The sequence below is a fragment of the Gordonia sp. JH63 genome, from assembly GCF_009856645.1.
Lineage (GTDB): Bacteria > Actinomycetota > Actinomycetes > Mycobacteriales > Mycobacteriaceae > Gordonia > Gordonia hongkongensis.
Map to the genome: position 1 here is coordinate 4,537,440 of NZ_CP047235.1, position 21,045 is coordinate 4,558,484.

Here is a 21,045-nt window from a genome sequence, read left to right on the forward strand (position 1 = left end):
ACCCGCCCATGACGACGACTCCTCCCCTCGGCAACGACCTGATCGGCCCGGCGCGGTCGCACTCGCTCGGCGACATCCCGCGCAGGTCGGCCGCTCGGACGCCCGACAAGCCGGCCGTCATCCACCGTGACACCCGCCTGACCTTCCGGGAGTTCGACGACGCGGTCGACCGGGTCGCCGCCGCGTTGCACGCCGCCGGCCTGCGGCAGGGGCAGACCCTCGGCATCCTGTCGCACAACTGCTGGCAATTTCCCGTGGTCATCTTCGCCGCCGCGCGAATCGGGGTCATCTCGGTCCCGATCAACTTCATGCTCACCGCGGCGGAGATCGCGTACATCCTCGACGATTGCGGCGCGTCCGGCCTGGTCGTCGAAGACGCGCTCGTGCCCACCGCCGACGAGGCGATTGCCGCATCGACCGCACCGGTGACCGTGCGTCGGTCGATCCCGCTCGGTCCCGACAGTTTCGGTTCCCGATGGCCGTCCGTCGACGACTGGGTACGCGAACCGGCCGGGCCGCTGCCCGCTGTCCGCGTCGCCGACGACGACGTCATCCGCATCATGTACACCTCCGGCACCGAATCCCGACCGAAGGGCGCGATGCACACGAGCCGGACGCTCATGTGGCAGTACATGAGTTGCGTTGTCGCGGGCGGGATGAGCGACGACGACATCGAGGTGCACTCGCTTCCGCTCTACCACTGCGCGCAACTGGACAACTTCCTCATCACCGACATCATGCTGGGCGCGACCAGCATCATCCTCGATCGCCCGGACACCGCGACGCTTCTCCGCACTGTGGCGCAGGAGGGTGCGACCAAACTCTTCTGCCCGCCGACGGTGTGGATCTCGTTGCTGAGTTCCCCCGACTTCGACCCGGATGCGCTGTCGTCGCTGCGGAAGGGCTACTACGGGGCCTCCGCGCTCCCCGTCGAGGTGCTGGGCGAACTGACCGCAGCCCTCCCCGGCCTTCGTCTCCGGAACTTCTACGGCCAGACCGAGATGGGCTCGCTCGCCACGGTTCTGGCGCCCGACGATCAGGCCACGCGCGGCGGGTCCGCCGGCCGCCCCGCACTGAACGTCGAGACCCGGATCGTCGACTCCGACGGCCGGACCGTCCCTGCGGGCACCGTCGGCGAGATCGTGCATCGCAGCCCGCAGGTGACCGTCGGCTACCTCAACCTGCCCGAGAAGACGGCCGAGTCGTTCCGCGGGGGCTGGTTCCACAGCGGCGATCTCGGCTACTTCGACGGCGACGGATACCTGTGGGTGGTCGATCGGCAGAAGGACATGATCAAGACCGGCGGCGAGAACGTGTCGAGCCGCGAGGTCGAGGAAGTGTTGTTCGAACACCCTGCCGTGCAGGAAGCGGCGGTCATCGGCGTTCCGCATCCCTACTGGGTGGAAGCCGTTGCGGCGGTGGTGGTACCGGCCCCCGGGTACACGATCGACACGGGGTCGATCACACAGCATTGCCGAGACCGGCTCGCGCCGTACAAGATCCCGAAGATCGTGATCGCGAGCGAGTCCCTGCCCAAGAACCCCAGCGGCAAGATCCTCAAGCGCGACCTCCGTGACCACTACGCCGACATCGCCTCGGGTGAGGGCTGAACCCGCTGGTTCTCAACCGGTTCAGCTCGCCTCGAGTCGTTCGACGATCCCGCGATCTCCATCGACCCGCACGCGGTCTCCCGTCCGCAACACCTGGGTGCCCACCAGGGTGTTCACGACGCACGGCAGTCCGTACTCGCGGGCGACCACCGCGCCGTGCGAGACCGAACTGCCGATGTCGGTGACCAGCGCACCGATGACGGTGAAGTACGGCGTCCAGCCGACGTCGGTGACGGGTGCCACGAGGATCTCGCCGCGCTGGACATCACGCGCCTCCACGATCGACTTCGCCACGCGCACCACGCCTTCCACGGTTCCCCGGCCCGCCGGTCGACCCACGATCCGGCCATCACCGACATTCCGCTCGGGAGCCACGACGCGCGGGGACGGGCGTCCGACCGACACATCGTCGAACTCGAGCCGATCCTGATACGACAACGCTTCTCGACGCTTCGTCGCGCTCTCGACGAGGTCGGTGATGTCGCCGGCGCCGACGACCCGGTGCAGCTCCGCACGGTCGAAGAAGAAGACGAGATCGGCGTCGGGAAGCCGTCCGGTCTCGGCCAGCACCTCGCCGAGGTGCCGGTACCCTCGCTTGAGCCGATGGGCCATCAGCGCCATCCGCGACTTCGTCTCCTCGCGTCCTCGCGCACCCCCCTGCGCCAGTCGGGCCAGGACTCGGATCGACCGAGCGGGGTGCAGGTCGGCGGGCGCAGGGTCGGGTCGCGCGACGGTCCGGGTCCCGACCGACCGCAGCATCACCTGCATCATCGCCCCCAGACCACCGGGGTCGTCGGCCCAGGACGGGTCGCGCATACACAGTTCGCGGTACCCGCGGTGACCGTGCCGCTCGAGGAATCTCCGCAGGGCCGAGCCGGCACTTCCGTCGGACGACTGCAACGTCGTGACCGCATCGTCGGGCGGTGCATCGAGGAACGCGTCGGCGACCGCGGGGTCGGCGGCGATCGTCCGTACGACGGCGTCGAGTTCGGCGAGCATCAGTGCGCTCTCCACCTCCGAGGCGCCGGCCATGAGCCGGGCGGCCTCGGCCTTGCCGTCGTCCTCGGTGCGGCCGTCCTTCTCCGCGCGCCGGACCAGCACGCTCTCGAGCACATTCGCCGCGACGGCAGCGCGTGAGGACGACCGCACATGGATGAGGGTGACGTCGCAGTACTGGGCGACCCCGGCTTCCAGCTCCTGCCATACGATCCGGGGGTCGCGGCTCGTCGGCACCGCGAACCCGGCGTTCTCACCGGGCAGTCGACGGATGGCGGGACCGACCGACAGCGCATGCGAGGTCAGCCGGACGGTGTTCCCGAGCTTGCGCCGGAACGGTTGTGGCGGCTTGGGTTCGAGCTCGTCGATGACCCGCCCGCAGATCGAGGTCGAGAACTGTTCCAGCGAGTTCCCGAGGATGCCGGAACTCAGTGCCGTGCCCTCGGTCAGGTTCAGGAACATGTGCCCGTAGAAGTAACCCACCTGCAGCCAGGGTTTCTCGTATCTCTCCTGTGCCCGGGCGACCACCTGCACCATCTGCATCGCGTAGTCGATCGCGAACCCGGAGACCGATGCGGTCAGCGGGCAGAACGCGCCCGGCATCATCTCGCCGATGTTGCATCGTGTGTACACATGGTCGGCGCCGGCCACCGGCGAGTCCATCTCGTTCAGGTCACCGGGCAGCGTGGTGATCGGCCGAGCCTGCAACCACCAGAGCTCGCCAGACCTGTCGATCGCCCATTCGAGATCCATCGGCCGGCCCCACTCCTGCTCGGCCCGGCGGGCGCCGGACTGGATCGCCGCGATCTCGACCGGCGACAGAACCGGCGCCGCAACAGTTTCGTTGACCACCGCGGTTCCGTCGGCATCGAGCACGACGTGATCGGGAGCAGCCGTGCCGTCGACGAGCGATTCGCCGAGTCCGGAAACAACGTCGATCACCGTCAGGTCCCGTCGACCTGAGACCGGGTCCGCGGTGAACACCACTCCCGCGGCGCGCGCATCGACCATCCGCTGGACCACCACATTCATGGTGGCCGAGGTATTCCCGCTGTACGACGACGCGCGGCGCGAGTGCACCGAGTCGGCGCAGGCCCGGACCGCGGCGACGAAGCGGTCGACGGTGTCGACCCCCAGTACGGTGTCGTACTGACCGGCGAAGGACTGGTCGTCCCCGTCCTCCCCCACGGCCGAAGACCGGACCGCGACCGGCGTCAGTCCGGCGGCGGCCATCTCGTCGAATCGTGCTGTCGCAGCGTCGGAAACCCCCGACACGCCGGCGATGACATACCCGGGCGGCACCGGGAGACCCAGGCGCCGCAGACGTGCGAGCCCGGCCGCCTTGCCGCCGTAACGGCCGTCAGTGATCTCCTCGAATTCGACTGTTTCCGTGCTCATCTCGCGTCACCGGTCAGGGAATCGACGATCTCGGCCAGCGGTTCCACACCGATGGGTCCCGGTTGATAGAGGCAGATGCGGTCCGACACACCGTCGACGCGGTCGCGGATGTGTGCGGCGATCTCGGCCGGAGTGCCGCAGGCGGCGATGGTGTGGAGGATCTCGTCGTCGATGAGTCCGGCCATCTCCTGCCACCGTCCCTGTTTGGACATCGTGTTGAGTTCCGGCTGCAGGTCGCCCCATCCGTGCGCATCGAGCACGGGCCGGTATGCGGGAGTGGAACCGTAGAACGCCAACAGCATTCGCGTCGAGGCGTGGTCGGCGTCGCGGTCTTTCGCGACCGTCACATTCGGCCCGCTCGCGCCGCTTCCGGCGACCGAGACGATGATCTCGGGCACCACCTCGAAGTCGTCCTCGCTCCGACCGGCCGCCGCGAGACCGTCGCGGACCGCGGGCAGGGTCGTGCCGTGCAGGAACCGCTTCGACCCGAACGGCATCACCAGCAGACCGTCGGCGACCTCGGCGGTGGCACGGGTGAGCCGAGGGCCCAACGCGCCCAGGTAGATCGGCGGCGGCCCGTACGGATTCGGGCCGGGTACGAAGGTCGGCGTCATCAGGGTGTGCCGGTGATACTCGCCCCGGAAGTCCAGATGTTCACCGTCGTTCCACGTCGCGAAGATGGCCCGCAGGGCGCCGACCATCTCCTTCATCCGATCGACGGGACGGTCGAACTCGGCGCCGTACCGCTTCTCGATCTGGGCGCGCACCTGGGTACCCAGTCCGAGAATGAACCGTCCCTCGCTGAGCAGCTGCAGGTCGTTCGCCTGATGAGCCAGTTGAATCGGGTTGCGCGGGAGCGCGATCGCCACATTCGACATGATGTCGAGCCCGTCGACTGCGGTCGCGAGCGCGAGCGGCGTGAACACGTCGTGCGGACCTTCGAAGGTGAACACCCCCGACGCGCCGGCCTCCTGCAACGCCCGCGCGCGATCGACCGCTCCGACCGGATCGAACAACGCCGTCATGATCTTCATGTCGATGTCCTAGCCGATCACATCTGTCCAGTCGGAGAATCCCGACGGGCGATGAGGACCGATGACGCCGTGCTCGAACAGACCGGCACCATGCCGGACGGTGCCGTCCGGTTCGGTACAGACGGCCGACCCGACGTGGTCGATCAGACTGAAGGGCGCCCGCGCCATCACCTCCGGGTCGGTGAGGTCGAAGCTGACGCGTTCGGCGAACGGTCCGTCTTTCCATGTGCCGTGTCCCCACGACGAGTCGCCGCCGTACCCCGATCCGAACGCAATGGGAGCGAACAGTTTCGACTCAACATCGAGGACCACCCGGTCACCGGCACGGGTCAGGAACTCGACGTGCGCGCCCCGGGGGATCCGTGTGCCCGGCGTGTAGTCGATGGCGACGCGCACACCGTCGAGTTGCTCGACGCGGCCGTCCCGCCAGCGCCGCGTGCAGTCGTAGAGACTGCGATGACCGTCGGGATCCTCTTGCAGGATCAGGAACAACTGGAAGTCGTCGAAGGCCAACGGCAGCTACAGCCACCACATACCGCGGAAGGCGGTGTCGGGCCGGCCCGCGGGTTCGGACTCACCGACGGGGCGGATGCCCCACGACCGGTCACGACTCGCCACGCTGGTGTCGTGCTCGACCGTCAACCGCTCCCCGTCGACATCGATCCATCCCTGCCAGCTGCCCACTTGCGCAAACCGGCACGCCTGCAGGGTGACCCGCCGTTCGGTGAGCATGTCGTGCGGCTTCTCCAGCGCCGCGGGGAAGAGACCGCGCCAGGTCAGATCGGCGGAGATCCCCTCGGTCTCGGCCAGCGTCAGATGTAGTTCCTGCAACGGCTCCAGCACATCCAGGCGGTAGCCGTTGACGTTCTGCCGCAGGCGGTCGTCGTCGATGGCGTCGCTCAGGTGCACCGCGGTCTGGGTGTCGCCGCGCCGGACGACGAAGTAGGCGTCCTTGACCCCGAGCCGCGGGTAGTAGCCGATGCCGGTCAGCGCCATGAACCGGCCCTCGCGGTCGAGGACGTTGAAGTACGAACGGTCGTAGAAGTTCCGGTCGGAGGTCGCCGGCCGGGTGATCGGCGCCGGGGCCTGATGGATCGGATATTCGTCGAGTGGACTGAGTTCCACGGACCCTCCCATAAATACGATGCACACCGTATTGCAACTATGCTGGGACTCATGACAGCAGATGGCCGAAGGGAACACAAGAGGTCGAACCCTGCGTCGCCCGGACGGCCCCGCGACGGGCGGATCGATTCCGCGATCATCGCGGCCACCCGCGAACTCATCCTCGAGACGGGCTACCCGGCGCTGTCCCTCTCGGCGATCGCGGCCCGCGCGGGCACCACCACCGCGGCCATCTACCGGCGCTGGTCCGGCAAGGCCCAACTCGTCCACGAAGCGGTGCTGGCAGCCGAAACCCTGGAACCGCCAACGGGTTCAGGTGACGCCCGACAGGACATCCGGGCACTCGTGGAGATCGTGCGCACCATGTTCAACCGCCCCGAGGTACGCGTCGCACTCCCCGGCCTGATCGCCGACACCGTCGCATCACCCGAGGTGCACAGTCAGATGATCGCTCGGCTCGCCGGCGACCTCACCGCCTTCGAATCCCGCTTCGGCCAGGAACGCCGTGACGACGACCGGCTGCCGATGCTCGCGGAGGTCGTCGCGGGCACCGCGATCTTCCGCATCCTCATCCGCAGCGACGCCGCGCTCGACGATGCCTGGGTCGAGGAGATGGTCGAGCTGATCACCGAGCGGTGGCCGGCGGGCTGACCGTCCCCCGCCCCAGGTCGACGATGGCCTGGAACACCCGGGTCGGGTCTTCGGCGATGCGGTTGAGCACGTACAACCACCATTCCGAGCCGAAGATGCAGTATTCGCGCGTGGCCACCCCGTTCGCCGCCAACCGATCGAGGAGGTCGGTTCCGAGACCCATCAGCATCTCGACCTCGAGGGCGTCGGCGGCGCCGACCGAGTCGAGGACGCGCGTCAGCAGCACCTCGTCGTGGGTCGCGAGTGTGAGGGAGCCGCCGCCGTCGACGATGCGCCGCGCAAGCCGTCCGTAGCGCTCCGCCAATTCCGGGTCCTCTCGCGACAGCGCGGTCGAATCCGATTCGTAGAACGCGCCTTTGACGAGCCGGATGCGGCCACCGATCGCGAGGAGGCGTTCGACGTCGCCCTCCGAGCGATGGAGCCGTGCTTGAAGTGTGATGCCCACATTGTCGAATCGCTGTGACAGCCAGTCGTAGACCTCGAGAACCTGGTCGGCCCGGTCCGATCCCTCGGCCGAGATCATGAAAACCGAGTCCACCGCGGCACACGCTTGCGCCAGGCGGGAAGCGTTGTCGCGCACCAGTTCCTCCGAGACGAGGAGGCCGATGTGCGACAGATCGCCGGAGACCGTCGACGGCAGCCCGGTCCGGCCGATGTGTTCGGCGACGGACACGAACACGTCCGTGGCCGCGGCCGCTTCGGCGGCATCGCGAACGCTCTCGCCCGTGTACTCGATGCTCACCCGGTGCCCGCGTTCCACGGCGCGCGCGCCGGCGCGGATCGCGGACTCGACATCTTCTCCCGCGGTGTAGCGGTCGGCGACTCGCCGCGCACAGTCGGCGAGCGCGGGGTCGGCCATGACCCGGGACTTCAGCTCTTCGTCGAGCGCCCATCGCCGGAGAGTGTCGGCCGCAGTTGTCGTCTCCAAGTCATCCCACCTCTGATCACGCCCGTACTGACCAGCACACACTACGCGTGTGGCCCTCGAAAGTCGTTGTACCGTAATCCCATGGACCGACACGCCGCGGATCTGATGGGCCTGACGACGACCCTGCACGACGACTTCACCGGCGACGGTTTCGACCCCCGGACGTGGATCGCCGCGTATCTGCCGCACTGGTCGACACCCGAGAACTCCGCCGCCCGGTGGAGCACATCGGAGGGACGCTCACGGCTGTGCATCGACGACGACCAGCCCGCCTGGCGGCCGTCCGAGTCGGGGATGCGGGTCTCGAGCCTGCAGACCGGGCATCGCGCCGGTCCGATCGGCAGCCCGGTCGGTCAGCACGCCCACCGCGACGGATTGACCGTCACCACCGATCGCGCCTCGGAGATCCGCTTCGCCCAAGCCCACGGCCGGTTCGAGGTGACCATGCGCGCGATCCGCGATCCGGCGTCGATGGTGGCGTTCTGGCTTCTCGGCACCGAGGAGCGACCCGACGAGTCCGGCGAGATCTGCGTCGCCGAGATCTTCGGCCCGCGGCCCGGCGAGCCCTGGACGGTCGGGGTGGGCGTCCATCCGCACCGTGACCCTCGGATTGTCGACGATTTCTCGGTCATCGAGATCCCGCACGATCTCGCCGACCTGCACGAGTACGCCGTCGACTGGGAACCGGGACGGCTCGTGTTCAGCGTCGACGGGCACCCGGTCAAGACGGTCGACCAGTCGATCGACTACCCGGTGCAGTTGATGCTGAGCGTCTTCGACTTCCCGGACCGCGCCGTCCCCGACTCGACGATCGGGTACCCGCGGATCTTCGACGTGGCCGCGGTGCAGGTCAGCAGACGAGACGGCGCCTGAGGCCTGCGGCCGGAACCTCAGAGCGAGTTCTCGGCCGCGGCGAGTATCTGTCGCCGAAGGGTCGACGAGGTGTTGGGCAACCACATCGCGCGGACGGGTGCGAACGGCGGATCGGTGAACTCGACGATCCGGATGCGGTTGACGTAGATCCAGCCGGGTTCATTGGTGACGAATGCGCACGCGTCGGGGTGTGCGATCACCGCCGTGTGCGGGGGCGTCCCCAGCAGCGTCGACAGGATGATCTTCGGTTCGAACCCGGCACGCCGACACATGCCGACGAGGATGTCGGTGTACTCGTACTCGTGCTCGGGACCCCAGACGACGATCTCGTAGCCGGCGAGGTCGGCCATGTCGACCCGGTCGTGCGCGGCCAGCGGGTGATCGGCACGCACCGCCAGACGCAGTTCGTGTTGTGTCGCGATCGTGGTGGCCATGTCCGGCGGGGCCGCCACGCCTCGTCCGAGAGCCATGTCGATGGCTCCCGACAGCAACTCGTCGCGAATGAGTTCGGCGAAGACCGGCCGTACCGTGATCGGCACCGACGAATCGGCGAGCACCACCGGCTCGATGATCCGGAAGACCTCGGAGGAGGCGAGGTCCGGGGCGTGACCGATCACGAACGGCGCAGGCGAGCCGGCGTCCACCCGTCGTACCTGCGTCGCGAGCTGCTCGCCGCCGGCCAGCAACGGCACCGCACCACGGTAGAGCGCCTCACCGGCGGGCGTCGGCGTGAGGCTTCGGCGCGACCGCGAGAAGAGCTCCACCCCCAGGTGTCGCTCGAGTTCGCGGATCGCCGAGGAGAGCGCTTGCTGGCTGATGAACAGGTCATCCGCGGCGACACGAAGGCTGGGCGCCTCCATCACGACGACGAACATCCGCAGTCGTCGGAGGTCGATATCACGTAGTCCGGGCTCCCCGGGACCATTCATCAACCATCTCCTGTCAGTTATCCCGATTGATGTGATTGTAGGTTGACCATCGAGCCAATATGCTGAATTCCGCGAGGCCAGGTTCGCGCCGGCCACATCGCATTCGGACTACCTGCTGGGGTCCCTCCCGCGGAGGGGACGGGAGGACCCCAGCAGGAGGCGGCTGATCGGGCCCGATCGGCACGACCGTCTCAGCGCGCATCAGATCGACGGCAATTCTGCCGATTCTTCCATCTTTCGCTCCGTTGGGTCATATCGCGGATTTCGAGAAGAAACGATCTTTAATCGTCCTCTAAACTCCGTAACGTGTGTTCGACGATTCGTCGTCGCGACATGCATGCGCGTCACGCGCATCACGAGTGAAAGAGGATGCGGCCATCGAGCACCGACAACGCGGAGACCAGGATGAACGGCCCGCCGCTCGTTTCCGGGCTCTTCGCCACGGACCGGCCACCGGTGAGATATCCGGCCATCATCACCTTTTCTACGACAACGCCGATCACGTCCTCAAACAGGTCCGGATGCGCGAATGGCATGTCCGCGTCACCATCGCCGTACTGGTCGCGGTGTGCGGGGCGCTCGGCACGATCGCCCTCTTCACGCCGAGTGGCACACAGGGATCCGTCCCGCGCTCGATCGCCCTCGGCATCGTCGTCGCCACCACGATCCCGATGGCTCTCGTGGTCAGCCGGGTCCACCTCGGCGTGATCTGGTGGACCAAACAGTCGTCGATCAGGGGGTTCAACACCCTGTTCGTCCTGTGGGCCGACGCTGTGCTGACCGTCGCGATCCTGGCGATCTCCGACATCATCCTGGCCCAGTTCTGCGCCGTGATCTTCGCCGTCATCGGGTCATATGTGGCGCATTTCGTCCGGTCCCCGGTCGCGTACGCCCACATGATCTACTCGAGCATCGCGGTCTGCGCGATGGGCCTCGTGTCATGGGCAGATGGCACTCCGGTGTTGAACGTCCTGTTCACCACACTCGCATTGTTGGTCGTCACCAATGGCACCACGGCCCTTCATCGCAGTTACACATCTGATTTCCAGCGATCGCTGAAACATCAGCTCATCATGGCGAATACCGATTCGCTCACCGGATTGCTGAATCGTCGCGGCTTCATCTACGCGACGACGACAATGCTCCGTCGCAGCCCCGCCCACCCGTTCGCCTTGGTCACCGCGGATGTCGACCGGTTCAAGGCCATCAACGACGAACACGGTCACGCGATGGGTGATGACGTCCTGGAGCGGGTCGCGGCGATTCTGCAAGGGGCCACGGACGAGAAGGCCATCGCCGCGCGACTCGGCGGTGACGAGTTCGCGATCGCGACGCTCGCCGACGAGACCTCGGTGCGCGCGCTCGCCGAACGCATCCGCGCGCGGCCCATCACGATCCCCGGTGGTGCGACCGCGACGATGAGCCTGGGCATCGCCGTGGGTGTCACACCGGGCGGCCACATGTCCGCCGACGACGCCGACGCCTTCGTCCGGCACGAGTTCGACGTCGCCGACGACGCGCTTTTCGCCGCCAAGGCCGCAGGCCGCAACACCTACGTGGTGGCGGGGCGCATCGCCGCCCCCCGGCCCACCGGAGGACGCCCGGCTACAACAGCACGCCCGGGTTCAGCAGACCGTCGGGGTCGAGAGCCTGCTTGATCCGAGCCGTCAGTTCCATGACGTCGGGCCCCACCTGGTCGGGCAGCCAGCCCTTCTTCAGCCGTCCCACCCCGTGCTCGCCGGTGATGGTGCCGCCCAACTCGATCGCGAGGTCCATGATCTGACCGAAGGCGACCTGGGCGCGTTTCGCCTCGTCCACGTCGGCGGGGTCGAAGACGATCAGCGGGTGCGTGTTGCCGTCGCCGGCGTGGGCGATCACCGAGATCATCACCCGGTTCCCGGCCGCGATCTCGGCGACACCGTCGATGAGGTCGGGCAACGAGGGCAGCGGTACGCCGACGTCCTCGAGCAGCAACGATCCGAGCTTCTCCACCGCCGGGATCGCCGCGCGGCGGGCCGCGGTGAACGCCTCGCCCTCGACGGGGTCGTCGGTCGCGAAGACCTCGCCGGCGCCGTTCGTCTCGAACGCCTTCCGGATGAACTCGACCTCGGCCGCGCCGGCCGCACCCGGGGCGTCGGACTGGGCGACGAGGAGCGCCCCGGCCTCCCGGTCGAGGCCCATCCGCAACAGGTCCTCGACGGCGTTGATCGCGACCGAGTCCATGAACTCGAGCATCGCGGGACGCATGTCCCCGGTGACCGCCAGCACCGCCCGGCTGGCGTCGTGCACCGAACCGAACACACCGACGACGGTGCTCGCGGGGCCCTGGGGTGGCAACAGCCGCAGGGTGACCTCGGTGATGATCCCGAGCAGCCCCTCGCTGCCCACGAACAGCTTGGTCAGCGGCAGGCCCGCGGAGTCCTTGAGCTGTTTGCCGCCGACGCGTACCGCCCGGCCGTCGGCGAGCACGACCTCGAGGCCCAGGACGTAGTCCGTGGTGACGCCGTACTTGACGCAGCACAGTCCACCCGCGTTGGTGGCGACATTCCCGCCGATCGAGCAGATCTCGAACGACGACGGGTCCGGCGGATACCACAGCCCCGACGCGGCGGCCGCGGCCTTCACCTCCGAGTTGAACAGTCCGGGTTGGACGACGGCGGTGCGCGTCGCCGGGTCGACGTCGATGTCCCGCATCTTCTCGGTGGACAGCATGATCGCGCCGTCGACCGCCGTCGACCCGCCCGACAGACTGGTACCTGCACCCCGCGTGATGACCGGGACACCGTTGGCGGCACACCAGCGAACGGTGTCCTGCACTTCGGCGGTGGTGGTCGGCCGAACCAGTGCGAGCGGGGTGCCGGCCGTCGGATCGGCGGCACGGTCCTGCCGGTAGCCGGCCAGGATGTCGGCGTCGGTGACCACCATGCCGTCGGGGAGGGAAGCGGCCAGCGAACTCGGGTCGACACTCATCTGTTCAGAGTATTCGCAGACCGAACGACCACGGTTTCAGATTGATACATGGCCGGAAACGCCGGGCACCGCGACAATGAGCGACGTGAACGATTTCAACGCGACCGTCATCAACGAGTTCCGCTCCAACAACGGGCATGTGGACACCGCCGGCTTCGGCAAGAACCTCGTGCTCCTGCACACGCTGGGCGCCAAGTCCGGCGAGCCGCGGATCAGTCCCCTGTTCGCCCTGCCCGACGCCGACAGCTGGCTGGTCATCGGCTCGTACGCCGGTTCGCCGAAGGCCCCGGCGTGGGTGCACAACCTACGGGCCCATCCCGAATCGGTCGCCGTGGAGGCGCCGGCGGAGAACGGCGTCGAACGGCTCGACACCGCGGTGACCGAAGTCGAGGGTGACGACTGGGAACCCGCGTGGCAGAAGTTCATCTCGGCATCCGAGCAGTTCCTGAAGTACACCGAGACCGCGCAGGGCCGGCGGTTCCCGATCTTCCGGCTGACACCGGCTCGCTGACCCGGCGGTTACCGCCGTCGGCCCTCGAACGCCACTACCCTGGCAGGGTGTTCGAGGTTGGCGAGAGCGTGGCCGGCTTCACCATCGACGACTTCCTCGGTGGCGGGGCGAGCGCAGATGTGTTCCGGGTCCATCGCGCCGGCGATGACGGGGGCCCGTCGTGCGATGAGCCGCTGGCCCTGAAGGTCCTGCACCCGAACGCGTCCGACCACGCGCGGGTCCGGGAGCGCTTCGAGCGGGAATTCGGGATCGCGTCGCTGCTCGATCATCCGCACATCGTGCGCATGATCGAGCACGGCGAGATCGCCTCACCGCGCGGGTCGCTCGGGCCGCGGCACCTGCCGTCGATGTGGCTGACCATGCAGTACATCGGCGGCCCCGCGGCGACCGCACTCGTCCCCGAGCGCGGCGACGAGCCGGACATGGACACCATCCTGCGGGTGGCGATGCAGATCGCCGATGCGCTGGATCATGCGCATTCGCAGGACATCCTGCATCGCGACGTCAAACCCGCGAACATCCTCCTCTCCCGCACCCCGCGATCTGTGGGTACACCCCTCGACGCCTACCTCTCGGACTTCGGGATCGCCCAGTTCCTCGACGACACCCGTCCACTCGCGCGCAACGGTCGTGTGCAGGGTTCCATCGGCTACGCCTCGCCCGAACTACTGCAGGCCCAGAAGCTCACCCCCGCAACCGATTTCTACGCATTCGCGTGCACGCTCGTCGAACTCATCACGGGCACACCACCGTATCCGCGGAACACCGCTTTCGCGATCACCTATGCCCACCTCAACGACGACCCGCCGAAACTCACCCGACGCCGCCCCTGGCTGCCATCGGCGATGAACTCGATCTTCGCCAAGGCGCTGGCGAAGTCACCGGAGGACCGGTATCCCTCGTGCACCGCCCTCGTCGAGATCCTGACCAGGCTCATGCGGGACGTGCCCGTGCCGGAGTCGCCGCAACGTTCGACGTGGTGGCCCCGCGGCCGGTGAGCGGTCAACCCGCCGCGTCATCGATCGCATAGACACGAACAGCGGTGTCGCGGAAGATCTTCCGCAGAGCCTCCGAACCCCACTGGGACACACAGTCGACGAGCGCGCCGACCAGCACGTCGACCGCGGCGTTGGGCCGATCGATCGGATAGTTGGACCCGAACATGATGCGGTCCGACCCGAAATGGGTGACGATGTGCTCGACGAAGGGACCGATCATCTCGGCGAGCGTGGCCTGACCGCCGATGTTGCCCCACCGTTCGTGACCGTAACCCAGTATCGGCATCGCCAGACCCGACAGTTTGACGACGACGTTGCGGTGGTTCGCCAGGGTCGTCATCCGTTCTCGCCACAATCGCCAGATGTCCGCGCGCGCTGCGGCTGTCGCGCCGGTGCGGACACCGACGGGACCGAAGACCCCTGCCGGGATGCCGAAGTGGTCGAGGACGATCGTCGTGTCGGGGTACTCCCGGGCCAGCAGGATCACGTCGTAGAGCTGATGGGAGTACACCGACGCCTCGAAGACCAGATCGCGGCTCGCGAGTTCGGCGAACCCCTCGAGGAACGCCGTCGAGGACAGCAGGTTGTCGGTGTCCCCGCCATCGCGGACGCGCGGATCGGGATGTCGGGACGCGACGATGCGGATGCCGCGGAACCGCGGCGAGGCCGCGAACTGTTCGTCGAGCATGGTCGCGAACGTGCGGGTCCGCGGATCGCCGTGCGAGATGACGGCGCCGAGGCGGGGGGTACCGGCCTGGCCGAACGGCAGGCTCTCGAGATATCGGGTCTCCTCGACGGCGGTGCTGTCCACCGGTGGCTCCGCGGCGTCGGCGACCTCGCGGCGCCAATGCGACTCGACGTGCACCACCGTGTCGATCGGTACCCCCACCACGGTCGGCACCAGCGCCGCATCGGTGGCGTACTGACGCGGCTCGTAGGCCCGGGCCACGGTGCGCGGGGTCAGGATGTACTCGCGGTCGGCGCGCGAGACCACGAGCGGAAACACCCGGTCGCCCAAGGTGGGGACGAACCCGTACAGCCGCGACGCCCGCGTGGCCGCCCACGGGGTACGCCGCGGGTTCCAGTGCTGCACATGGGCATCAACGATGCCCGTGAGGACCCCTTCGAGGGACGTCATCCCCGTACCTTGCCATACCTCATCACTGTCCGACATGGGATGCCGGATCCTGAATTGTGACGTGTTGAAGGACTAGTGTGGGTCTCTTGAACCGGGTGGGGAGACGAGCCGCGACGGAGGTGTGATCTTTTCGAGATGGCGACACATACGCGCCACGCGCTGCATCAGCTGCGGACGGCTGTCAATCGACAGCCCGACCGGTTCGTCACCAACGTCTACACCCGGATGTTTGCGATCGATCCCGACCTGCGTGACCTGTTCGGGGTGTCGATGGCGGCCCAGCGAGTGGCCTTCCATCGGGTCATCGACCATGTGCTGGAAGCGATCCCGGCCGAGTCGGGTCACGCCGAACTCGTGGAGTTCCTCGCGCAGCTCGGACGCGACCATCGCAAGTTCGGAGTCGAGCCCGAGCATTACCACGTGATGTACGCCGCCCTGATGGGCGAGTTCGGCAGCCTCATGGCCGGTTACTGGGACGCCGAGACCGAACAGACCGTCTCGCAGGCGATGATGCTGGTCACCGGGGTCATGCGGGGCGCGGCCGAGAGCGCGACCCATCCTGCGCGCTGGACCGCCGAGGTCGTCGAGAAGTACCGGATCACCCGGGACCTCGCGGTCGTCCGGCTTCTCGCCCACTCGCCGCTGACGTTCAACACGGGCCAATACCTCGAGGTGCACACCCCGCAATGGCCCAAGCAGTGGCGCAATCTCTCCCCCGCCATCCCGCCCAACCCGGCCGGTGAACTGGAGTTCCACGTGCGTGCGATCCCCCGTGGAACGGTCAGCACCGCGATCGTGAGCGAGACCAGCATCGGCGATGTGTGGACCCTCGCCCAGGGGCACGGGACGCTGCACGTCGACCGCGACAGCAAGGTCCTCATGGTGGCGGGCGGGACCGGGCTCGCACCGCTGCGGGCGTTGTTGATCGAGATGTCCATGCGCGCGGATTCGCCGGAGACGCACATCTTCTACGGCATGCGCTACCCGGGCGAGCTGTACGACCTGACCGTCCTGCGCCGCATCGCGTCGACCAATCCCTGGCTGCGGGTCACCGCCGTGTCCCAGGAGGAGAGCGATCCGTGGTGGATCAACGCGGTGGCGACACCCGCCGAGCTCGGCATCGACCACGAGATCGGCACCCTCGCCGACGTCGTGGCCCGGTCCGGTGACTGGCAGGACCGCCAGGTGCTCATCGCCGGCTCACCGCAGATGATCGAGAACACCCGACGCACGCTGATCATCGCGGGCGTCCGGGCCAGCCGCATCCAGCACGACCCGGTGTTCTGACCCGGTACCGGAGTTGGCTCCCCCGAACCGGTTGCGCCTCAGGGGACTTCGAGGCTCGGCTCGCCGCCGGCCGGAGCCGTGACCGTTTCGGTCTCGGTCACGGTGTACGTCTCGGGAGCCGACTCGGTCACCGTCTCCGTTCGAGTGACGGGACGCGGGGTGCTGGTGACCGTCGTCGTGCGGACGGAGGTCTCCGTCTCGGTCTCGGTGACCGTCGCCTCCTGGGTCGAGGTGACCGCTGCCGGTGTCTCGGTCACGGTGACGGGCGCGGGTTCGGCGACCGTCGACTCGGCGGTGAGGATCAGCGTCATCCCGACGGCGGCCAGGAACACGGCCGCGCCGATGGCGGCGCCGACGAACCACCAGCGACGTCCCGTGGACGTCCGCGGGGCGACGGGGGGTGCTGCCGCGGCGACCACCGCGGCATCGGCCGCACCGAGGGCCGAGGCCAGCGCCGGGTTGTCCGCGACGGTGACCGGGCGTTGCGCCGCGTACTCGAAGGCCGGCGCGATGCCGGGGAGTTGCGCGCCGGGGCCGACCACGATGACCGACGTGATGTCACGCCCGCGCGGCAGGCGGGTGACCGCCGTCGCGAGCCGGGTCGCCGCGTCGGGGTCGGTGACCGAGGCGATGTCGCCCGGCGCGAAGTCGGTCGTGCCGAGGACGGCGCCGGAGGACGTGTCGACGGTGGCGAGGGTCGTGCCGGCGGCCGGCGCGGCATCGCGATCCAGGTCGACGACGGCCACCACCCCACCGCGCGTCGCATGCGTGCACGCGATCTCGGCGAGTGCGGCGGCATAGCCGGTGACGACGACCTTCTCCGTCCACGACGGCCCGGTGCCGGCGCCCGGCGCGAAGGCCCGAGCCAGGTGGTCGCGGACGTCTGCGCGGGACGCCGAGATCCCGATGCGGTCGACCTCCACGGGGACGGAATCGACGAGTTCGAGGATCGCGGCCTCGGCACCGGCCGCCGACGCGTCCGGAAGGTCGACGAGATTGCTCGCCAGGACGTGGCCGTCGGCGTCGCGGACCACCGAGCTGATCTGGTCGTCGACGACGGAGATACCCAGGACCACGAACCCTGGCATCGGACCGTTTGCCGGTACCTCGGACATGGTTCACCTCCCGTCGCCGACCTTGCTGTGGCGTTCTGACCCGCAAGCCTAGCGGCTCGCCTGCGGTCCTCGTACACCCGGCTGTGCAGGTACACCGACTCAGATGGGCTCCGCGGGATGCTGCGTGTAGGCGGCGTCGCGCACCGCCTCGTCGGTTTCCAGGCCGGCGCCCAGGGCACCGCCGACGGTCGCGAGGGAGCACGTCAGCCAGGCGACCTCCAGATAGTCGGTGAAACCGGCCGGGTGGCCGAGCGTCGCACCGAAGACCTGCGGCACCACCAGGCACAGTGCGCCGAGGGCGGACAATACGAACAGCGCCGCGTAGAAGGCGCCGACGCCGAGGACCACCGTGATCACGGTGACGATGTTGAACAGCGCCACCTGTTCGCGCGTCTGACGGGAGGTGCCACGTTCCCACAGGTCGGCGCCGATGATCAGCGTCGCGGTGATCGCGATGATCGAGCCGAGCGCCACCCCGGTCAGGCGAATCCCACCGAAAGTGTCTGCGAGAAGCCAGATGTCGGCGGTGACGAGTGCGAAGACCCCGGCCGCGATCGCCCCGGTGAGGGCGCGGGTGAGGCCGAGTGCCAGCCGCCACGGGCGGTTGGCGCGCACCATGCCGGTGAGCAGACGCAGGTTCCCGGTCAGGACACGCGCGGTGAACGCGGTGCCCGCCTCGTCGACGTCGGTCCCGAGTTGGCGCACGCGATGGCGCAGCGCCGACCGCGCCGGCGACTTCTGGTGACCGCGGAGGTCGTCGGCGTCGGCACCGAGGAGTTGACCGACGAGTCCGGTGATGATGCCGCGGGCCCGCTGCCGCACTCCGGTGGCGCCGAGCGCCGGCACCGAGAGGACCGCGACGCCGTGCACTGCGTTGGCATGCGCGACGACCGGACGTTTGCCGACGTGTAGCGGCAGGTCGGTCAGGCAGAGCACCAGATCCCACTCGTGTTCGAGCAGAAGATCTCTTGTGGCGTCGACGATCTCGGCGTCGCCGGCCGGCGGCTGTACGACGCCGGCCTCGAGGAGATCCAGCTGCCAGCGCGCGCCAGGGAAGGTCGTCTGGATGTGGTCGGTGAGGTCGGCTTCGATGAGCTTGCGGGCGAGGTCGATCGCCTGGCCCGGCGCGGCGACGATGCCGAGGACGACGACGGGTTCATCCGAGGTGCCGGGCTCGGGGAACGACTCGGGGGAAGAGGAGTCCATCAAGGGTAACGGTCCGGCTCAGGCGAACCGGGCCGCGAGGGCCCGCAGGGTGCCCTCGATCCCCTTGCCGTTCTTCTTGTCGTAGCCGATGAGTTCCATGATCTTCGGTACCCGGAGCGTCGAGTAGTCGAAGGTCTCGGTGACCGCGGTCGTGGTCGGTGACGTCGACTCGAGTTCCCACCGCCAGCGGTGCCCCATCGGGTGCTGCCATTCGACGACCCGACCGGGTTCGAAGTCGGTGACGGTCGAGGTGATCTTGTACGGCACGCCGTACTGCTTCATCCCGACGCTGAAACGCGCCCCACGGGTCAGCGTCTCGGGCCCGTCCACAGGGGTGTCGCGGACCGTGCCGGAACCGTCGAGCTCCGGATGCCGATGCGGATTCGACACGAGCGCGAACACATCGGCGGCCGGGGCGTTCACGACGACCCGGCGCGAGACCTTGTGCGGGCCGGAGTCGACGGTGGTGACGGGTTCAGAAGCCATACGCTCAACGTTACGCACGTCCGTGGGCTCGCGTCGAAACCAGGTCAGTCGGTGGTGCGTTTGCGTCGCGGCTGCCAGACGACCAGGGCGTTGGTGCGCGGCACCGGGACGAGTTCGCCGCCGCGGCGGGTCCGCGACGCTTGCACCTCGTCGGTCAGCTCGCGCACGCGGTGCTGGAGTGCCTCGACCTGATTGCTCAGGTCGATGATGCGTTTGATGCCCGCGAGGTTGACGCCTTCCTCCTGCGAGAGACGCTGGATCTCGCGCAGGAGTTCGACGTCGCGGGACGAGTAGCGGCGACCACCGCCACTCGTCCGTTGCGGGGTGACCAGGCCCAGGCGGTCATACGTCCGCAGGGTCTGGGCGTGCATGCCGGCGAGTTCGGCGGCCACCGAGATCAGGAAGGTCGCGCCGTCGCCGTCGAAGTTGCTCGCACCGGCCATGACTCATCGCCCCCAGTCCGCCCGCGGGTCGAAACCGCTTGCCCGCTCGGCCTGGTCGTAGGCGCGCATCGCCTCGACCGCGGCCTCGTCGAGCTTGTTCGGAACCGCGACCTTCACGGTGACGAGCAGGTCGCCCGCCCCGCCGGAGCGCTTGGGCACTCCACGACCGCGCACGCGCAGCGTGCGGCCGTCGGTGGTGTTCGGCGGGATCTTCACCCCGACCGAACCCTCCAGGGTCGGAACCGAGACCGTCGCTCCGAGAACGAGTTCGGAGATCCGCACCGGCAGCTGCACCCGAAGGTCGTTGCCGCTGCGGGTGAACTGCTTGTGCGGGGTCACGTGCACGACGACGTAGAGGTCACCCGACGGGGCGCCACGACGACCGGCCTCGCCCTGCCCGGCGAGCCGGATGCGTTGACCGTCCTCGACGCCGGCGGGGATCCGGACGTTGATGGTGCGCGCGCGGACCTTCACGCCGCTGCCGTCGCAATCGGTGCACGGGTCGTCGATCCGCGACCCGGTGCCCTGGCAGTCCTGGCAGGGCTCGCTGAATCCGAACGCGCCCTGGTTGCGGCTCACGAACCCGGAACCGTTGCAGTTCGCGCACACCCGCGGACTGGTCCCGGGCTTGGCGCCCGAGCCGTGGCAGGTGGTGCAGGGTGACGGACTCGTCACCCGCAGGGGGACGGTCGTGCCGAGCGCGGCGTCAGAGAACGAGAGCGTCGTCTCGGTCTCGAGGTCCTTGCCACGACGCGGCCGGCTCGCCGTCGAAGTACGTTGCGTTCCGCCGCCGCGGTTGAACAGGCCGTCGAAGATGTCGCCGAAACCGCCACCGCCGCCCCCGGTCTGCGCCCCGCCGAACAGATCGCCGAGGTCGAAGTCGCCACCGCCGCCGGTGGTGTAGGTGGTTCCGCCGCCGGGGAAGCCACCCGGGAAGCCGTTGCCGCCGCCGCGGAATCGTCCGCCGGCGAACATGGCGCGTGTCTCGTCGTATTCCTTGCGCTTTTCGGCATCGCCGAGGACGCTGTGGGCTTCGGACACCCGCTTGAAGCGCTCTTCGGCCGCGCTGTCACCCGGATTCGCATCAGGATGCAGCTCGCGCGCGAGCTTGCGGTAGGCCTTCTTGATCTCTTCAGCCGAAGCGTCAGAAGCAACGCCCAGGTCCTTGTAGAAGTCGTGTTCTAACCACTCACGTTGTGGTGCCACCAGACGTCACCTCCTTGAGTTCTGTTGTCTGGATTGAAGTTTCAGTTGGGGCCACCTGCTCCCTGAGGTGCGAGCAGACCACCTGCTCCCTGAGGTGCGAGCGAAGCGAGCCACGAAGGGTTCGTCGCCCTTCGTGGCTCG

The 21,045-nt window shown here is 68.2% G+C and carries 18 protein-coding genes and 2 pseudogenes; 7 read left to right on the forward strand and 13 right to left on the reverse strand.

Going from position 1 to position 21,045, the window contains the following annotated elements; translation table 11 throughout:
• Positions 1 to 8 precede the first annotated feature (8 nt).
• The gene (locus GR168_RS20115; protein ID WP_068970799.1) at positions 9 to 1,610 is read left to right on the forward strand and encodes a fatty acyl-CoA synthetase; all 1,602 of its coding nucleotides are present in this window, start codon (positions 9 to 11) and stop codon (positions 1,608 to 1,610) included.
• Positions 1,611 to 1,631: 21 nt separating this feature from the next.
• Here GR168_RS20115 and GR168_RS20120 read toward each other — a convergent pair whose 3' ends face one another.
• The 3 genes and pseudogenes from GR168_RS20120 to GR168_RS20130 all read right to left on the reverse strand — a co-directional run bounded on the left by GR168_RS20120 (position 1,632) and on the right by GR168_RS20130 (position 6,175).
• Positions 1,632 to 4,004, reverse strand: a complete 2,373-nt coding sequence (locus tag GR168_RS20120) for a PEP/pyruvate-binding domain-containing protein (protein ID WP_068970798.1) — start codon at positions 4,002 to 4,004, stop codon at positions 1,632 to 1,634.
• The gene (locus GR168_RS20125; RefSeq protein WP_068970797.1) at positions 4,001 to 5,038 is read right to left on the reverse strand and encodes a TIGR03617 family F420-dependent LLM class oxidoreductase; all 1,038 of its coding nucleotides are present in this window, start codon (positions 5,036 to 5,038) and stop codon (positions 4,001 to 4,003) included. Before GR168_RS20125 ends, GR168_RS20120 begins: the two co-directional genes overlap by 4 nt.
• Before the next feature lie 9 nt (positions 5,039 to 5,047).
• Positions 5,048 to 6,175: pseudogene (locus tag GR168_RS20130) on the reverse strand (hypothetical protein).
• Positions 6,176 to 6,214: 39 nt separating this feature from the next.
• Between GR168_RS20130 and GR168_RS20135 the strand changes: the two are divergent.
• Positions 6,215 to 6,814 (forward strand): TetR-like C-terminal domain-containing protein, encoded by a 600-nt coding sequence (locus GR168_RS20135; RefSeq protein ID WP_065632588.1) that lies wholly within the window; start codon positions 6,215 to 6,217, stop codon positions 6,812 to 6,814.
• Here the strand turns inward: GR168_RS20135 and GR168_RS20140 are convergent.
• Complete coding sequence (locus GR168_RS20140) at positions 6,789 to 7,742, reverse strand: proline dehydrogenase family protein (protein ID WP_083229366.1); 954 nt, start codon at positions 7,740 to 7,742, stop codon at positions 6,789 to 6,791. The genes GR168_RS20135 and GR168_RS20140 overlap by 26 nt on opposite strands.
• 81 nt (positions 7,743 to 7,823) lie before the next feature.
• Between GR168_RS20140 and GR168_RS20145 the strand changes: the two genes are divergently transcribed.
• Positions 7,824 to 8,615 (forward strand): glycoside hydrolase family 16 protein, encoded by a 792-nt coding sequence (locus tag GR168_RS20145; RefSeq protein ID WP_223258897.1) that lies wholly within the window; start codon positions 7,824 to 7,826, stop codon positions 8,613 to 8,615.
• A 17-nt stretch (positions 8,616 to 8,632) separates the two neighbouring features.
• Here the strand turns inward: GR168_RS20145 and GR168_RS20150 are convergent, their stop codons facing one another.
• Positions 8,633 to 9,544, reverse strand: coding sequence for a LysR family transcriptional regulator (locus tag GR168_RS20150; RefSeq protein WP_065632460.1), 912 nt, complete (start codon positions 9,542 to 9,544; stop codon positions 8,633 to 8,635).
• A 353-nt stretch (positions 9,545 to 9,897) separates the two neighbouring features.
• Positions 9,898 to 10,080 (reverse strand): hypothetical protein, encoded by a 183-nt coding sequence (locus GR168_RS24015; protein ID WP_223258896.1) that lies wholly within the window; start codon positions 10,078 to 10,080, stop codon positions 9,898 to 9,900.
• On the opposite strand from GR168_RS24015, the gene GR168_RS20155 reads away from it, so the two are divergent.
• The gene (locus GR168_RS20155; protein WP_223258895.1) at positions 10,066 to 11,202 is read left to right on the forward strand and encodes a GGDEF domain-containing protein; all 1,137 of its coding nucleotides are present in this window, start codon (positions 10,066 to 10,068) and stop codon (positions 11,200 to 11,202) included. The genes GR168_RS24015 and GR168_RS20155 overlap by 15 nt on opposite strands.
• Here the strand turns inward: GR168_RS20155 and GR168_RS20160 are convergent.
• Positions 11,150 to 12,514: an FAD-linked oxidase C-terminal domain-containing protein gene (locus tag GR168_RS20160; protein WP_068970794.1), complete on the reverse strand. Its 1,365-nt coding sequence runs from the start codon at positions 12,512 to 12,514 to the stop codon at positions 11,150 to 11,152. The two genes, GR168_RS20155 and GR168_RS20160, sit on opposite strands and share 53 nt — an antisense overlap.
• A gap of 85 nt (positions 12,515 to 12,599) precedes the next feature.
• On the opposite strand from GR168_RS20160, the gene GR168_RS20165 reads away from it, so the two are divergent.
• Together GR168_RS20165 and GR168_RS20170 are read left to right on the forward strand one after the other, a co-directional pair.
• Positions 12,600 to 13,025, forward strand: coding sequence for a nitroreductase/quinone reductase family protein (locus GR168_RS20165; protein WP_068970840.1), 426 nt, complete (start codon positions 12,600 to 12,602; stop codon positions 13,023 to 13,025).
• Positions 13,026 to 13,072: 47 nt separating this feature from the next.
• Positions 13,073 to 14,023, forward strand: a complete 951-nt coding sequence (locus GR168_RS20170; protein WP_068970793.1) for a serine/threonine-protein kinase — start codon at positions 13,073 to 13,075, stop codon at positions 14,021 to 14,023.
• A gap of 4 nt (positions 14,024 to 14,027) precedes the next feature.
• On the opposite strand, the gene GR168_RS20175 is transcribed toward GR168_RS20170, so the two are convergent.
• Positions 14,028 to 15,161, reverse strand: coding sequence for an amidohydrolase family protein (locus tag GR168_RS20175; protein ID WP_068970792.1), 1,134 nt, complete (start codon positions 15,159 to 15,161; stop codon positions 14,028 to 14,030).
• 123 nt (positions 15,162 to 15,284) lie between these two features.
• Here GR168_RS20175 and GR168_RS20180 point away from each other — a divergent pair.
• Positions 15,285 to 16,448: pseudogene (locus GR168_RS20180) on the forward strand (FAD-binding oxidoreductase); the annotation flags it as partial.
• Positions 16,449 to 16,486: 38 nt separating this feature from the next.
• Here GR168_RS20180 and GR168_RS20185 read toward each other — a convergent pair.
• From GR168_RS20185 to dnaJ, 5 genes are all read right to left on the reverse strand, one after another.
• The gene (locus tag GR168_RS20185; protein WP_068970791.1) at positions 16,487 to 17,563 is read right to left on the reverse strand and encodes a hypothetical protein; all 1,077 of its coding nucleotides are present in this window, start codon (positions 17,561 to 17,563) and stop codon (positions 16,487 to 16,489) included.
• 99 nt (positions 17,564 to 17,662) lie between these two features.
• Positions 17,663 to 18,769, reverse strand: coding sequence for a hypothetical protein (locus GR168_RS20190; RefSeq protein ID WP_159371535.1), 1,107 nt, complete (start codon positions 18,767 to 18,769; stop codon positions 17,663 to 17,665).
• An 18-nt stretch (positions 18,770 to 18,787) separates the two neighbouring features.
• On the reverse strand, positions 18,788 to 19,255 hold the full coding sequence (locus GR168_RS20195) for an SRPBCC family protein (protein WP_058249667.1): 468 nt from the start codon (positions 19,253 to 19,255) through the stop codon (positions 18,788 to 18,790).
• Between the two features lie 44 nt (positions 19,256 to 19,299).
• Positions 19,300 to 19,698, reverse strand: coding sequence for a helix-turn-helix transcriptional regulator (locus GR168_RS20200; protein WP_058249934.1), 399 nt, complete (start codon positions 19,696 to 19,698; stop codon positions 19,300 to 19,302).
• 3 nt (positions 19,699 to 19,701) lie between these two features.
• Entirely contained in the window at positions 19,702 to 20,904 is a 1,203-nt protein-coding gene (dnaJ, locus tag GR168_RS20205; protein WP_058249666.1) for a molecular chaperone DnaJ, read from the reverse strand.
• Between the last annotated feature and the right edge of the window lie 141 nt (positions 20,905 to 21,045).

What these genes read in the sequence shown, in the direction of transcription:
- GR168_RS20115 (WP_068970799.1), top strand. Translation starts at nt 9, where the DNA reads ATGACGACGACTCCTCCCCTCGGCAACGACCTGATCGGCCCGGCGCGG.
- GR168_RS20120 (WP_068970798.1), bottom strand. Translation starts at nt 4,004, where the DNA reads ATGAGCACGGAAACAGTCGAATTCGAGGAGATCACTGACGGCCGTTAC.
- GR168_RS20125 (WP_068970797.1), bottom strand. Translation starts at nt 5,038, where the DNA reads ATGAAGATCATGACGGCGTTGTTCGATCCGGTCGGAGCGGTCGATCGC.
- GR168_RS20135 (WP_065632588.1), top strand. Translation starts at nt 6,215, where the DNA reads ATGACAGCAGATGGCCGAAGGGAACACAAGAGGTCGAACCCTGCGTCG.
- GR168_RS20145 (WP_223258897.1), top strand. Translation starts at nt 7,824, where the DNA reads ATGGACCGACACGCCGCGGATCTGATGGGCCTGACGACGACCCTGCAC.
- GR168_RS20150 (WP_065632460.1), bottom strand. Translation starts at nt 9,544, where the DNA reads ATGAATGGTCCCGGGGAGCCCGGACTACGTGATATCGACCTCCGACGA.
- GR168_RS20155 (WP_223258895.1), top strand. Translation starts at nt 10,066, where the DNA reads ATGCGCGAATGGCATGTCCGCGTCACCATCGCCGTACTGGTCGCGGTG.
- GR168_RS24015 (WP_223258896.1), bottom strand. Translation starts at nt 10,080, where the DNA reads ATGCCATTCGCGCATCCGGACCTGTTTGAGGACGTGATCGGCGTTGTC.
- GR168_RS20160 (WP_068970794.1), bottom strand. Translation starts at nt 12,514, where the DNA reads ATGAGTGTCGACCCGAGTTCGCTGGCCGCTTCCCTCCCCGACGGCATG.
- GR168_RS20175 (WP_068970792.1), bottom strand. Translation starts at nt 15,161, where the DNA reads ATGACGTCCCTCGAAGGGGTCCTCACGGGCATCGTTGATGCCCATGTG.
- GR168_RS20185 (WP_068970791.1), bottom strand. Translation starts at nt 17,563, where the DNA reads ATGTCCGAGGTACCGGCAAACGGTCCGATGCCAGGGTTCGTGGTCCTG.
- GR168_RS20190 (WP_159371535.1), bottom strand. Translation starts at nt 18,769, where the DNA reads ATGGACTCCTCTTCCCCCGAGTCGTTCCCCGAGCCCGGCACCTCGGAT.
- GR168_RS20195 (WP_058249667.1), bottom strand. Translation starts at nt 19,255, where the DNA reads ATGGCTTCTGAACCCGTCACCACCGTCGACTCCGGCCCGCACAAGGTC.
- GR168_RS20200 (WP_058249934.1), bottom strand. Translation starts at nt 19,698, where the DNA reads ATGGCCGGTGCGAGCAACTTCGACGGCGACGGCGCGACCTTCCTGATC.